The organism is Streptomyces sp. NPDC006624, assembly GCF_040611555.1.
Classification (GTDB): domain Bacteria; phylum Actinomycetota; class Actinomycetes; order Streptomycetales; family Streptomycetaceae; genus Streptomyces.
On sequence record NZ_JBEXOM010000030.1, the window covers coordinates 59,492 to 73,389 of the forward strand.

The window sequence follows — 13,898 nt, forward strand, 5'->3', positions numbered from 1 at the left end:
CACGGTGGCCGGCGACAAGCAGGCGGAGACGACGACGGTGCCCGCCGAGGCACGGGAGAAGCACGCGCGCCTCGCGGAGCAGATCGAGGAGCACCGCTTCCGCTACTACGTGAAGGACGCTCCCGTCGTCAGCGACGCGGAGTTCGACCAGTTGCTGCGTTCCCTGGAGGCGCTGGAGGAGGAGCACCCCGAGCTGCGCACCCCGGACTCGCCGACCCAGAAGGTGGCCGGGTCCTACGAGACGGAGTTCACGGCGGTCGCGCACCGCGAGCGGATGCTCTCCCTGGACAACACGTTCAACGACGACGACCTCGCCGCCTGGGCGGAGCGCATCGCCAGGGAACTGGGCGAGCAGACCTACCACTTCCTGTGCGAGCTGAAGGTCGACGGCCTCGCCGTGAACCTCACCTACGAGCGCGGCCGCCTCACCCGCGCGGCGACCCGCGGCGACGGCCGCACCGGCGAGGACATCACGCCCAACGTGCGGACGATCGCCGAGATCCCCGACCGCCTCAAGGGCGACGACGTCCCCGACCTGGTGGAGATCCGCGGCGAGGTCTACTTCCCGATGGAGAAGTTCCAGGAGCTCAACGCCCGCCTGGTGGAGGCCGGTGACAAGCCCTTCGCCAACCCCCGCAACGCGGCGGCCGGTTCACTGCGCCAGAAGGACCCGCGCGTCACCGCCACCCGCCCCCTGCACATGGTGGTGCACGGCATCGGCGCCCTGGAGGGCTTCTCCGGCCTGACCCGCCTCTCCCAGGCCTACGACCTGCTCAAGACCTGGGGCCTGCCCACCTCCCGGCACAACAGGGTGGTCGACGGCCTGGAAGGAGTGCGGGAGTTCATCGCCCACTACGGCGAGAACCGCCACTCCGTGGAGCACGAGATCGACGGCGTGGTCGTCAAGCTCGACGAGATCCCCCTGCAGGGCCGCCTCGGCTCCACCTCCCGCGCCCCGCGCTGGGCGATCGCGTACAAGTACGCGCCGGAGGAGGTCAACACCACGCTGGTCAACATCCGCGTGGGCGTGGGCCGTACGGGCCGGGTCACGCCGTACGCCCAGGTCGAGCCGGTCACGGTCGCGGGCTCCGAGGTCGAGTTCGCCACGCTGCACAACCAGGACGTGGTCAAGGCCAAGGGCGTCCTCATCGGTGACACGGTCGTGCTGCGCAAGGCCGGTGACGTCATCCCGGAGATCCTCGGGCCGGTCGTCGACAAGCGCGACGGCACCGAGCGGGAGTTCGTGATGCCGGGCGAGTGCCCGGAGTGCGGCACGCCCCTGCGGCCGATGAAGGAGGGCGACGTCGACCTGCGCTGCCCCAACGCCCGCACCTGCCCGGCCCAGTTGCGCGAGCGCCTGTTCTACCTCGCGGGCCGCAAGGCGCTGGACATCGAGCACTTCGGCTATGTCGCCGCCGCGGCCCTGACCGCCCCGCTGGAGCCGGAGGCCCCGCCGCTGGTGGACGAGGGCGACCTGTTCGACCTCACCATCGAGCGGCTGCTGCCCATCAGGGCCTACGTCCTCGACTCGGACAGCGGCCTGCCCAAGCGGGACCCGAAGACCGGCGAGGAGAAGGTCGCCACGATCTTCGCCAACCAGCAGGGCGAGCCCCGCAAGAACGCGCTCGCCATGCTGGAGAACATCGCCGCGGCCAAGGAGCGCCCGCTCGCCCGGATCCTCACCAGCCTGTCGATCCGTCATGTCGGCCCGGTCGCGGCCGAGGCGCTGGCCCGCGAGTTCCGCTCGATCGAGCGCATCGACCAGGCCACGGAGGAGGAACTGGCGAACACCGAGGGCGTCGGGCCGACCATCGCCACCTCCCTCAAGCAGTGGTTCGCCGAGGACTGGCACCGCGAGATCATCCGCAAGTGGAAGGCCGCGGGTGTCCGCATGGAGGAGGAGAGCACCGGCGAGGACGAGGGCCCGCGCCCGCTCGAAGGCCTCACCGTCGTCGTCACCGGCACGCTCGAGCACTTCACCCGGGACGGCGCCAAGGAGGCGCTGCAGAGCCGCGGAGCGAAGGTGACCGGCTCGGTCTCGAAGAAGACCTCGTTCGTGGTCGTGGGCGACAGTCCCGGATCGAAGTACGACAAGGCGATGCAGCTGAAGGTTCCGGTTCTGAACGAGGAGGGTTTCGGCGTGCTGCTCGAACAAGGGCCGGAAGCAGCCGCCGACGTCGCTCTTTCGGCCGAGGAGTAGCGGTTGAAGGCCACCCGTTCGGCGCATATCAGATGCATACGGGTGGCTGGGGCGCATTCGGGCAACCGTCGGCGACCGCTGCCCGTGGAAGCCTTCCGCGGCCTACTGTTGAGATGTGCGCCTGCCGTGCCCAGCTGCGGTCGGGGCATCTTCGTGCTCGGACGGGGCGCGGGGAAGGGTTTTCCAGCGCGGTCGTCGGGGTGTGTCGGGCACCGGGCCGCGTGGCGTGGGCACCGCCGGCTGTGAGAGGGACGGGAATGGAACCGACCGAGAGCGCCGTGCCGGGCTCACGGCTGCGCCTGCGCCGTATGGTGGTCGCATGGCGTGCAGTCCGTGGGGCCGCACGGCCCGCGGGGCGTCCGGGCGCGGAGGTGCGCGCCGTCGGACAGTACACCGCGGACGGGCGCGCCGCCGGGGGACGCATCGCGGCGGACGGCCGCGGCGTCGCACAACCGGTCACCGAGCACACCCCCGGACCGGCCGGAACAGGCCGCGACCCGGACTCCGAACGGCACCACTCCTGGCCCGCGCTGCCCGCGGCGGTCGTCGTGGCCGCCGCCCTCGTCCTGGGCGCCGGCTTCCAGCACGCCTTCACCGGCGGGCACGCGCTCTTCCCGTCGGGCACCACCGGCTGGGCGCTGGCCGTGCTGACCGGCGTCATCGTCGGCCACCTCGTGATGCTCGGCCGCTCCCGCTGGTGGGGCGGCACCGGCTCGGGCGCCGCCCTCACCCTGGCCGTGCTGCTGCTGTACGGGTGGGTTCCGGCCGGCATGGTCAGCCTCACCGTCGTCGTACTGGTGGGCATCGCCCGCCGCAACCGCTGGCGCCAGGGCGTGCTGCACGGAGCGGTCGACCTCCTCGGCATCGGCGCCGGCGCCCTGGTGCTGGGCGCCTTCGGCAGCGTGCCGTCCGTCGAGTCCCCCGCCGAGCCCGGCGGCTGGAGCCTCTCCACCGCGCCGCAGGTGGTCCTGGTCGCCGTCGCCTACCTGGCCGTCACCCGCGTCCTGCTGTGGTACCTGCACACCCCGCGCCCCGGCCTGCCCACCGTCGCCCGCACCGCCCTGGTCCGGCACGGCCTGGTCGCCGTCGCGCTGCTCGGGATCGCGCCGCTGGTGTGCGTGGTGGCCGTGGCCAAGCCGATCCTGCTGCCGCTGTTCTCCATCCCCCTGATCGCCCTGGACTCCACGCTGTGGATCGCCCGGGCCCGCGCGGAGGAGCAGCTGCGCGACCCGCTGACCGGGCTGCCCAACCGGCAGTGGCTGCTGGAGCGCATCTGGACCGCGCTCGACGACGCGGAGCGGATCGACGCCCGCGCCGCCCTGATGCTGATCGACCTCGACCGCTTCCGTTCGGTCAACGACACGCTCGGTCATCTGGCCGGTGACCGGCTGCTGTTGCAGATCGCCGACCGGCTGCGGGTGGCGCTCCCGAGGGGCGCCGAGGCCGCCCGGCTCGGCGGGGACGAGTTCGCCGTCTTACTGCCCGTCGCCGACTCCACGACCTCCGCGACCCGGGTCGCCCGCAGCCTGGTCTCCGCCCTCAGCTCCCCGCTCGACCTCGACGGACTCACCCTGGTCCTGGAGGCGAGCGCGGGAGTCGCCGTCTTCCCGGACCACGCGCTGGACGCGGAGGGCCTGCTGCGGCGGGCGGACGTGGCGATGTACCAGGCGAAGCGCGACCGCACGGGCGTGGAGGTCTACGAGTCCAAGCGCGACTCCAACACCCCCGACCGGCTCGGGCTGCTGGGCGACCTGCGCCGCGCCCTCGACGCGCACGAGGTGCACCTGCACTACCAGCCCAAGGTCCGCTTCGACGGCCAGGTCGCGGGCCTGGAGGCCCTGGTGCGCTGGGTGCACCCGGAGCGGGGCAGGGTCCCGCCGGACGAGTTCATAGCGATCGCCGAGTCCTCCGGCCTGATGCCGCACCTCACCGAGTACGTCCTGGAGACCGCGCTCGGCCAGGTCGCGCGCTGGCGTGCGCAGGGCCTGTTCGTGCCGGTCGCGGTGAACGTCTCGCCGCGGGACGTGCACACCCCCGGCTTCGCCGGCTCGGTCGCCGCGCGGCTGGCCCGGCACGGCGTCCCGGCGGGAGCGCTCCAGCTGGAGATCACCGAGCACGTCCTGCTGGAGGACCCGCAGCGCGCCGCCGACACCCTCAACGGGCTCACCGGGCACGGCGTGAAGATGTCCCTGGACGACTTCGGCACCGGCTACTCCTCGCTGGTGCACCTGCGCCGGCTCCCGGTCAGCGAGCTGAAGATCGACCGCTCCTTCGTGGCCCGGCTCGCGCTCGACCACGAGGACGCGGAGATCGTGCGCTGCACGGTCGACCTCGCGCACTCCCTCGGACTGCTCGTCGTCGCCGAGGGCGTCGAGGACGACGAGACCTGGGAGCGCCTGCGCGACCTCGGCTGCGACGCCGTGCAGGGCTGGCTGGTCGCCGCCGCGATGCCGCCCGAGGAGACCACGGCCTGGCTGCGCGCCCGCGGCTCCCGGGGCTGGCAGCGTCCACGGGCCGCGCTCCCGGCGGCCGCGGCGGACGACTCGGGCCGGCTGGGCTAGGCCTTTCCGGCCGGGGCGGGACGGGCGGTCCGGCGCCCCCGACCGCGAGGAGCGGCAAACCGTTTCACGGGCACCGCCCCCGGCCCCATAGGATTAGGCCAAACCACATTCACTCACCCCAGAGGATCGCTGCATGCCTGGCATCACGCGCGAGGAGGTCGCCCACCTCGCCCGGCTGGCGCGTCTGGAGCTGAAGCCCGAAGAGCTCGACCACTTCGCGGGACAGCTGGACGACATCATCGGCGCGGTCGCCCGCGTCAGCGAGGTCGCCGACCAAGACGTACCGCCGACCTCGCACCCGCTCCCGCTGACGAACGTCATGCGCGCGGACGAGGTCCGTCCGTCGCTCACCCCCGAGCAGGCGCTCTCCGGCGCCCCGGCCCAGGAGCAGCAGCGTTTCAAGGTGCCGCAGATCCTGGGGGAGGACTAATCGCCATGACGGACATCATCAAGCTCACGGCCGCCGAGACCGCCGCGAAGATCGCCTCCGGCGAGCTCACGGCCGTCGAGGTCACCGAGGCCCACCTCGCCCGCATCGAGGCCGTCGACGAGAAGGTGCACGCCTTCCTGCACGTGGACCGTGAGGGCGCCCTCGCCCAGGCCCGCGCCGTCGACGCGAAGCGGGAGCGGGGCGAGAAGCTCGGCCCCCTCGCCGGCGTCCCCCTCGCGCTGAAGGACATCTTCACCACCGAGGGCATCCCGACGACCGTCGGCTCGAAGATCCTCGAGGGCTGGATCCCGCCGTACGACGCGACGCTCACCAAGCGGCTGAAGGCCGCCGACGTCGTCATCCTCGGCAAGACCAACATGGACGAGTTCGCCATGGGGTCCTCCACCGAGAACAGCGCCTACGGCCCGACCGGCAACCCCTGGGACCTGACCAAGATCCCCGGCGGTTCCGGCGGCGGCTCCTCCGCCGCGCTGGCCGCGCACATGGCGCCCCTGGCCATCGGCACCGACACCGGCGGCTCCATCCGCCAGCCCGCCGCCGTCACCGGCACGGTCGGCGTGAAGCCGACCTACGGCGCGGTCTCCCGCTACGGCATGGTCGCCTTCTCGTCCTCCCTGGACCAGGGCGGTCCCTGCGCCCGCACGGTGCTCGACGCGGCCCTGCTGCACGAGGTCATCGCCGGGCACGACCCGCTCGACTCGACCTCCATCGACGAGCCGGTCCCGCCGGTCGTCGAGGCCGCCCGCAACGGCAGCGTCGCGGGGATGCGCGTCGGTGTCGTCAAGCAGTTCCGCGGCGAGGGCTACCAGGCCGGCGTCATCCAGCGCTTCGACGAGTCGGTCGAGCTGCTGAAGGAACTGGGCGCCGAGATCGTCGAGCTGGACTGCCCGTCCTTCGACCTGGCGCTGTCGGCGTACTACCTGATCGCGCCGTCGGAGTGCTCGTCCAACCTCGCCCGCTTCGACGGCCTGCGCTACGGCCTGCGCGTCGGCGACGACGGCACGCACTCCGCCGAGGAGGTCACCTCCCTCACCCGCGAGGCCGGCTTCGGCCCCGAGGTCAAGCGCCGCATCATGCTCGGCACGTACGCGCTCAGCTCCGGCTACTACGACGCGTACTACGGCAGCGCCCAGAAGGTCCGCACGCTCATCAAGCAGGACTTCGACAAGGCGTTCGAGCAGGTCGACGTGATCGTCTCCCCGACGACCCCGACCACCGCCTTCGCGATCGGCGAGCGCGCCGACGACCCGATGGCGATGTACCTCGCCGACCTGTGCACCATCCCGACCAACCTGGCGGGCAACGCGGCCATGTCACTGCCGTGCGGCCTCGCCCCGGAGGACAACCTCCCGGTCGGTCTGCAGATCATCGCCCCCGTCATGAAGGACGACCGCCTGTACAAGGTGGGCGCCGCCGTCGAGGCCGCCTTCGTGCAAAAGTGGGGCCACCCGCTGATCGAGGAGGCTCCGTCGCTGTGAGCGCACTGTCCAAGGCCAAGGGCTTCAAGAGCTCCAAGTCCGGTCTGTACATCTCGATGGCCACGTCGGCGTTCGGCGCCGTCGGTGTCTACAAGCAGATCAAGAAGGCCCGCGGAGACAACGACACGCTGCGGCTGATCGACGCCGTCGTGACCGGCGCGGCGGTCGTCACCAACCTGGCCATTCTCTACCGCGAGCTGAAGCGGCTGGGCGACGACGACGTCCTGCTGGGCTGAGAGGGAACCTTCACCGTGACCACCACGACCGACCTGGTGTCGTACGAGGACGCACTCGCGTCGTACGACCCCGTCATGGGCCTCGAGGTCCATGTCGAACTCGGCACCAAGACCAAGATGTTCTGCGGCTGCTCGACCGCCCTCGGCCAGGACGCCAACACGCAGACCTGCCCGGTCTGCCTCGGCCTGCCCGGCGCGCTCCCGGTCGTCAACGCGACCGGCGTCGAGTCCGCCATCAAGATCGGCCTCGCGCTGAACTGCGAGATCGCCGAGTGGTGCCGCTTCGCCCGGAAGAACTACTTCTATCCGGACATGCCGAAGAACTTCCAGACCTCCCAGTACGACGAGCCGATCGCCTTCGACGGCTACCTCGACGTGCAGCTGGAGGACGGCGAGACCTTCCGCGTGGAGATCGAGCGCGCCCACATGGAGGAGGACACCGGCAAGTCGACGCACGTCGGCGGCGCCACCGGCCGCATCCACGGCGCGTCCCACTCCCTGCTGGACTACAACCGCGCCGGCATCCCGCTCATCGAGATCGTCACCAAGCCGATCGAGGGCGCCGGCGAACGCGCCCCCGAGGTCGCGCGCGCCTACGTCCGTGAGCTGCGCGAGGTCATCCGGGCGCTCGGCGTCTCCGAGGCCCGTATGGAGATGGGCCAGATGCGCTGCGACGTGAACCTCTCGCTGCGCCCGCACGGCACCGAGAAGTTCGGCACGCGTTCGGAGACCAAGAACGTCAACTCGCTGCGGTCCGTGGAGCGCGCGGCCCGCTTCGAGATCCAGCGGCACGCGGCCGTGCTGTCCTCCGGCGGCACCATCGTGCAGGAGACCCGGCACTTCCACGAGGACACCGGGTCGACGACCTCGGGCCGCGTGAAGGAGGAGGCCGAGGACTACCGGTACTTCCCGGAGCCCGACCTCGTTCCGGTGGCGCCCTCGCGGGAGTGGGTCGAGGAGATCCGCTCCGGTCTGCCCGAGCTGCCGCTGGTGCGCCGCAACCGGCTCCGCGAGGAGTGGGGCGTCTCCGGCACCGACATGCAGGCGATCCTCAACGCCGGTGCGCTGGAGCCGATCGTCGCCACGATCGATGCCGGGGCCGACGCCGCCTCCGCCCGCAAGTGGTGGATGGGCGAACTGGCCCGCAGCGCCAACGAGTCGGGCAAGGCGCTCGACGAACTGGCGATCACGCCGCAGCAGGTGGCCCGGGTCACCGAGCTCGTCGCGAAGGGCGACCTGAACGACAAGCTGGCCCGTCAGGTCATCGAGGGCGTCCTCGCGGGCGAAGGCACCCCGGACGAGGTCGTGGACCGGCGCGGCCTGAAGGTCGTCTCCGACGAGGGCGCGCTCACCACCGCCGTCGAGGAGGCCATCGCCGGCAACCCGGCCATCGCCGACAAGATCCGCGGCGGCAAGGTGGCCGCGGCCGGCGCCCTGGTCGGCGCGGTCATGAAGGCGACCCGGGGCCAGGCCGACGCCGCGCGCGTCAAGGAACTGATCCTGGAGAAGCTGGGCGTCAGCGAGGGCTGAGCCCTCACGCGGACCCGGCAGAGGGGGGATGCGCCGTACCCGGCGCATCCCCCCTTTTCTTTCGGTCGCCTACGGGCGGCGCCCCACGACCCGCACGAAGCCGAGCGTGCGGCCCTGGTCGAGACGCAGCATCTCGGCGCACTGCCCGGCCATCCGGACGTGCCACTCGTCGCCGTGCTCCTCGGCCACGACCTCGCACCACCGCAGCCAGTCACGCCAGCCGTCGTCCAGCCAGTCGGCCGTCTCGACCTCCACGGCCCCGCTGCGGGTCCAGTGGCGGCGCCACCAGCCGGCGCTGTGGAAGCACCAGTACGCGGGCTCCCAGTACGGCGCGAGGTGCTCCGGCGGTGCGACGCCGTCGATCTCCTCGCGCAGTGCCGGCACGACGACGCCGATCCGGCCGCCGGGTTTCAGCAGCCGCACCGCCTCCGGCAGGTACAGGTCGTCCGTGCCGAAGTACTGGTAGGCGTCGATCGAGACGATCGCGTCGAAGCCGTTCTCGCCGAACGGCAGGTCGTGCGCCTCGGCGAGCACCGGCTGCACGCGGTCGGCGACTCCCGCCTCGGCGATGCGCACGGCGTTCTCGCCGGGCTTGATCCACAGGTCGGCCGCGGTGACCTGGAGGTCGTACTCCTTGGCCAGGAAGATCGACGTCATGGCGCGTCCGCAGCCCAGGTCGAGCACCCGGGAGCCGGGGCTCAGGGTGTCGAGGCCCAGGGCGGGGGCCAGCCACTCCAGCAGCCACAGCCCGTGCGGGCCCATCTGGTTGTCGATGGTCCAGCGGGCGTCGTAGCCGTTGCTGCGCGGGTAGCCGGGGTGGCTCACACGGTCAGCGAGGGGGTCGTTCGGGGTCCGGGAGGTGATGTCCGGCATCGGTGAACGGGCTCCTTGGGTCCTTGGGAAGGAAGGGGGTCGCGTCGGAGCTCGGTCGGACCGTCAAACAATGCACCTGCTTCAGCCGGGCGGCGGGGGGCCGCGGGCACGTCTCGGACCAGCGGACGCTAACAGGCGGCCACCCGGACCCGCACCCGGTTTCCCCCGCCCGGCGCGCTACCGTCTCGGCCATGAGTGGACGTGCTGATTCCGACATCGACCCAGAGATACCGGACTCGGAGGCGGCCAACGAGCAGGACGATGCCGAGGAACAGCTGGGGGACGCCCGCCGGGCCCGCTGGACGGCGGCCGCCACCGGCGCCGCGCTGACCCTCGCCGGTCTGGCCGCCGCGCTGCTGCGCCTGACCCGCTCCGCACCCGCGCTCGTCCCGGCGGCGTACGCCTGCGGGGCCGCGGTGTGCGCGGCCGCCGCCGTGCTGGGTGCGAGGGGCCGGACCCGCCGGGCGCTGTGGCTGCTGATCGCCGGGGTGATGGTGATGGCTCTGGGGGACCAGGCCGACTGATCAAGGTTTGTGTGAATAAGCCCACGAAACCGACAATTGATCTCGTTCTCCTGCAAGAGTGGCTGCACATTGCTCATGCGTTCTTTGCGGGCTGATCAGTTCGAATACGACTGCTCCCGGCCAAAGATCCACTCACAGCACCTCCGGGAGCACGTCTCGTGGCAGCCCTCGCACGCTGGTGTGTCCAGCGCCGTCTGCTCAGCGTCCTGCTGTGGCTCCTCGCGTTCGCGGGGACGGCCGCGGGCGCCGCCGTCGCCGGCACCACGTACTCGAACGACTACCAGGTCCCCGGAACCGAGTCGGGCCGGGCCGCGGAGCTGCTGCACGAGGGCTTCCCGCAGCTCGGCGGCGACACCGACACCGTCGTCTGGCACACCGCGTCCGGCAGCGTCCGCGCCGCCGACGTCGAGCAGACGATGACCCGCACCCTGGACGGCATCGAGAAGCTCCCCGGCGTCTCCTCGGTCACCAGCCCCTACGACGGGCCGGGCACCGGCCGCATCAGCGGCGACGGCCGCACGGCCTACGCCACGGTCACCTTCGACGACCAGGCGCAGGACATCGACAAGGGCGAGGCGCAGGCCGTCGTCGAGGCCGCGAAGGACGCCGAGACCGACGGGCTGCAGGTGGAGCTGGGCGGCAGCGCCGTCGGCCTCACCGAGTCCCCCGAAGGGCACACCGCCGAGATCGTCGGGGTGCTCGTCGCCGCGGTGGTGCTGTTCCTCGCCTTCGGCTCCCTGGCCGCGTCGCTGCTGCCCATCGCCACCGCCCTGGTCGGCGTGGGCACCGCCTACGCGGGGATCGTGCTGCTCGGGCACGCCATGACCGTCGCCGACTTCGCCCCCATGCTCGGCATGCTGATCGGGCTGGGCGTCGGCATCGACTACGCGCTGTTCATCGTCACCAGACACCGGCGCGGCCTCAAGCGCGGGCTGTCCGTCACCGAGGCGGCCACCAACGCCGTCCAGACCACGGGACGGGCGGTCGTCTTCGCGGGTGCCACCGTTTGCATCGCCCTGCTGGGCATGCTGATCCTGCGGCTGAGCTTCCTCAACGGCGTCGCCATAGCGGCGAGCCTGACCGTGGTCCTCACGGTCGCCGCCTCCGTGACCCTGCTGCCCGCCCTGCTGTCCTTCATCGGCATGCGCGCCCTCAGCCGCCGCGAGCGCCGCCGCCTGGCGGAACACGGGCCCGAGCCCGAGATGCCCACCGGCTTCGCCGCCCGCTGGTCGGCGTTCGTCGAACGCCACCCCAAGCTGCTCGGCGTGGTCGCCCTGGCCGTCATGGCCGTCCTCGCGCTGCCGACCTTCTCCCTGCACCTGGGCACCTCCGACCAGGGCAACAACCCCAGGTCGGCCACCACCCGCCAGGCCTACGACCTGCTCGCCGACGGCTTCGGCCCCGGGGTGAACGGCCCGCTCACCCTCGTCACCGAGGTCGACGGAGCCGCGGACAAGCTCGCCCTGGACAACCTCGACGCCACGCTCCGCTCCACCGAGGGCGTCGCCTCGGTCGCGCCGGTCACCTTCGACTCCGGCGGGCACACCGCGTACCTGACCGTCGTACCCGAGTCCTCCCCGCAGTCGAAGCAGACCAGCGACCTCGTCGACCGGCTGCGCGAGGACGTGCTGCCGCGCGCCGAGTCGGGGACCTCGCTCGACGTGCAGGTGGGCGGGATGACGGCCGGCTACGACGACTTCGCCGACGTCATCGTCTCCAAGCTGCCCCTCTTCGTCGGGGTCGTCATCGGCCTGGGCTGCCTGCTGCTCCTGCTGGCCTTCCGCTCGATCGGCATACCGCTCAAGGCCGCCGCGATGAACGTCGCCGCCGTGGCCTCCGCCTTCGGCGTGGTCGTGGCGATCTTCCAGTGGGGCTGGGGCAGCGAACTGCTCGGCCTCGGCAGCGCGGGACCCATCGAGCCCTTCCTGCCCGTGATCATGGTGTCGGTGCTCTTCGGCCTGTCCATGGACTACCAGGTCTTCCTGGTCAGCCGGATGTACGAGGAGTGGCTGGAGACCGGCGACAACCGGCGGGCCGTCCGGGTCGGCCTCGCCGAGACCAGCCGGGTGATCAACTCGGCGGCGGTCATCATGATCTCCGTCTTCCTGGCCTTCGTGCTCAGCGGCGACCGCGTGATCGCCATGTTCGGCATCGCGCTGGCCGCCGCGGTCGCCCTGGACGCCTTCGTCCTGCGCACCCTCCTGGTCCCCGCCCTGATGCACATGCTGGGCGGCGCCAACTGGTGGCTGCCCCGCTGGCTCGACAAGCGCCTGCCGCGGATCAGCATCGAACCGCCCGAGTGCCGTGCCGCGCATGAGAGGCTGGCCGCCGCGACGGACGCCGAGGTGGCGGACGTCCTGGCGGAGGAGGAGCGGCAGCGCGATGTACGCGACATCCCTGGGTGACGACGGCGCCGAACTGCGGCCCCTTGAGCCCTGGCACGCCGGGGAGTTCCTGGCGCACCTGGAGCGGGGACGGGACTTCGTCGGCCGCTACATCCCGTTCGGGACGACGGAGACGGACCTGCCCTCCGCCCGCGCCAAGCTCCAGCTGTACGCCGACCTGCGCGCCGCCGACAAGGGGTCCCTGCACGGCCTGTGGCTGGACGGGAAACTCGTGGGCGGCGTGCTGTTCCTGAACTTCGACGCGGCGAACGGCACCTGCGAGGTCGGCTGCTGGCTGGAGCCCGCCGGGACCGGCCGGGGTCTGGTCACGCGCGCGATGCGGGTGCTGATCGACTGGGCCGTCGAGGAGCGCGGCATCCACCGCGTGGAGTGGGTCGCCGCCTCGGGCAACCAGCCCAGCCTGAACGTGGCCCGGCGGCTCGGGATGACCCGCGACGGTGTGCGCCGCGAGGCCCACCACTACCGTGGCGTACGGCACGACCTCGAGGTGTGGTCCGTGCTCGCCCCCGAGTGGCGCGCGGCACGCGCGCGTACCGCTCACAACGATCATTAAGCAACTTCTCAGACAGCGAGCCTACGGTGCGAGACATGGCAACGAACGCAGTGGACGAGACCGAGGCCACCAAGGCCACGACCGACGAGAAGGCGGTGGACGAGAAGCCGGTGGACACCACCGGGTCCGACGAGGCGAACCGGCCCAGGACCCCGGAGGCGGAGGCCGCCGGCCCGGAGACCGAGGAGGGCGCCTCCCACGGGGTCGGCCAGGGCGCCGGTGCCGTCGTCTCCGCCGCGCTGGGCGTCGTCTCGCTCACCGGCAGCTGGGTCGGCACCGTGGCCGCCGCGCGCCAGAACCTCATCGGGCAGCTGGAGACCGCGTCGAACGCGAGCGTGGCCAAGCAGATCCAGGCGGTCTACGGCGACGCCTGGCAGACCACCGCCCTGTGGGGCGGCCTGTTCGCGCTGCTCGCCCTGGTCGCCGGCGTCGTCACCCTGGCCCGGCCCGCGTTCGGCACGCCCGGCAGGGTCCAGGCCCCGTGGATCAAGTCGGTCGCCTGGGCGGGTGTCGCGCTCGGCGTCATCGGCCTGTTCCTGGCCGTCCTGAAGTACACCGGCGTTCTGCTCGGCCTGCCGTCGGCGAGCTGAGCCACCGCGACTCCCAGGGGCCCCGGGCGTCTCCGTAAGCACCTTACGGAGGCGTCTGAGGCCCCTCACGCGTGTCTAAGGCCCCACCGGCCCTGGAAGATGCGGAACTCTCCCGATGTGGCCGCCCCGCCCGGGAGACGAAGGTGGGAGGCATCACGGAGGAACCCCTCCGCGATCCGCCTCTCACCAAGGACACGCCATGTTCGCGTACGAACTCCAGCAGATGCGCACCGCCGACCTCATCCGCCGGGCCGACCACGAGCGCCGGGTCCGCGAGGCGGTCCGCGCCCGCCGCGCATCCGCCCACGACTCCGCCGAGCACGAGAGCCATACCCGCCGCTTCCGCAGGTCCCGGTTCACCCGGGCCGCGTGAACGGCGAGGCGCCACCGGCCGCCGCCGCTAGTTCGTCGGGGGTGTCGTGCAGCAGGGGCACCGCGAGGACGTCGGTGCGGGTGCCCAGGTGCTCGGCGGCCAGCTCGCTGAACCGGTCGGCCAT

12 protein-coding genes are annotated in these 13,898 nt (G+C 71.9%); 11 read left to right on the forward strand and 1 reads right to left on the reverse strand.

The window, feature by feature from the left end; all coding sequences use genetic code 11:
- Positions 1-4: 4 nt before the first annotated feature.
- The 6 genes from ligA to gatB all read left to right on the forward strand — a co-directional run bounded on the left by ligA (position 5) and on the right by gatB (position 8,456).
- Positions 5-2,200: an NAD-dependent DNA ligase LigA gene (gene ligA, locus ABZY20_RS34335; protein ID WP_356446979.1), complete on the forward strand. Its 2,196-nt coding sequence runs from the start codon at positions 5-7 to the stop codon at positions 2,198-2,200.
- A gap of 257 nt (positions 2,201-2,457) precedes the next feature.
- The gene (locus ABZY20_RS34340; RefSeq protein ID WP_356446981.1) at positions 2,458-4,761 is read left to right on the forward strand and encodes an EAL domain-containing protein; all 2,304 of its coding nucleotides are present in this window, start codon (positions 2,458-2,460) and stop codon (positions 4,759-4,761) included.
- Positions 4,762-4,894: 133 nt separating this feature from the next.
- Positions 4,895-5,191, forward strand: a complete 297-nt coding sequence (gatC, locus tag ABZY20_RS34345) for an Asp-tRNA(Asn)/Glu-tRNA(Gln) amidotransferase subunit GatC (protein WP_018531282.1) — start codon at positions 4,895-4,897, stop codon at positions 5,189-5,191.
- A 5-nt stretch (positions 5,192-5,196) separates the two neighbouring features.
- Positions 5,197-6,690 (forward strand): Asp-tRNA(Asn)/Glu-tRNA(Gln) amidotransferase subunit GatA, encoded by a 1,494-nt coding sequence (gene gatA, locus ABZY20_RS34350; RefSeq protein WP_356446983.1) that lies wholly within the window; start codon positions 5,197-5,199, stop codon positions 6,688-6,690.
- Complete coding sequence (locus ABZY20_RS34355) at positions 6,687-6,926, forward strand: hypothetical protein (protein ID WP_114255457.1); 240 nt, start codon at positions 6,687-6,689, stop codon at positions 6,924-6,926. Before gatA ends, ABZY20_RS34355 begins: the two co-directional genes overlap by 4 nt.
- Before the next feature lie 15 nt (positions 6,927-6,941).
- Positions 6,942-8,456, forward strand: a complete 1,515-nt coding sequence (gene gatB, locus ABZY20_RS34360; RefSeq protein WP_356446985.1) for an Asp-tRNA(Asn)/Glu-tRNA(Gln) amidotransferase subunit GatB — start codon at positions 6,942-6,944, stop codon at positions 8,454-8,456.
- A gap of 69 nt (positions 8,457-8,525) precedes the next feature.
- Here gatB and ABZY20_RS34365 read toward each other — a convergent pair whose 3' ends face one another.
- The gene (locus ABZY20_RS34365; protein WP_356446986.1) at positions 8,526-9,329 is read right to left on the reverse strand and encodes a methyltransferase domain-containing protein; all 804 of its coding nucleotides are present in this window, start codon (positions 9,327-9,329) and stop codon (positions 8,526-8,528) included.
- Positions 9,330-9,520: 191 nt separating this feature from the next.
- On the opposite strand from ABZY20_RS34365, the gene ABZY20_RS34370 reads away from it, so the two are divergent.
- From ABZY20_RS34370 to ABZY20_RS34390, 5 genes are all read left to right on the forward strand, one after another.
- On the forward strand, positions 9,521-9,853 hold the full coding sequence (locus ABZY20_RS34370) for a hypothetical protein (RefSeq protein WP_356446988.1): 333 nt from the start codon (positions 9,521-9,523) through the stop codon (positions 9,851-9,853).
- Between the two features lie 158 nt (positions 9,854-10,011).
- The gene (locus ABZY20_RS34375; RefSeq protein WP_356446990.1) at positions 10,012-12,258 is read left to right on the forward strand and encodes an MMPL family transporter; all 2,247 of its coding nucleotides are present in this window, start codon (positions 10,012-10,014) and stop codon (positions 12,256-12,258) included.
- On the forward strand, positions 12,236-12,811 hold the full coding sequence (locus tag ABZY20_RS34380) for a GNAT family protein (RefSeq protein WP_356446992.1): 576 nt from the start codon (positions 12,236-12,238) through the stop codon (positions 12,809-12,811). The genes ABZY20_RS34375 and ABZY20_RS34380 overlap by 23 nt, the downstream gene beginning before the upstream one ends.
- A 35-nt stretch (positions 12,812-12,846) precedes the next feature.
- The gene (locus ABZY20_RS34385) at positions 12,847-13,401 is read left to right on the forward strand and encodes a hypothetical protein (protein ID WP_356446994.1); all 555 of its coding nucleotides are present in this window, start codon (positions 12,847-12,849) and stop codon (positions 13,399-13,401) included.
- Positions 13,402-13,600: 199 nt separating this feature from the next.
- Positions 13,601-13,774 carry a hypothetical protein gene (locus ABZY20_RS34390; protein WP_356446996.1) on the forward strand — a complete coding sequence of 58 codons (174 nt, stop codon included), beginning with the start codon at positions 13,601-13,603 and terminating at the stop codon, positions 13,772-13,774.
- Positions 13,775-13,898: the final 124 nt, after the last annotated feature.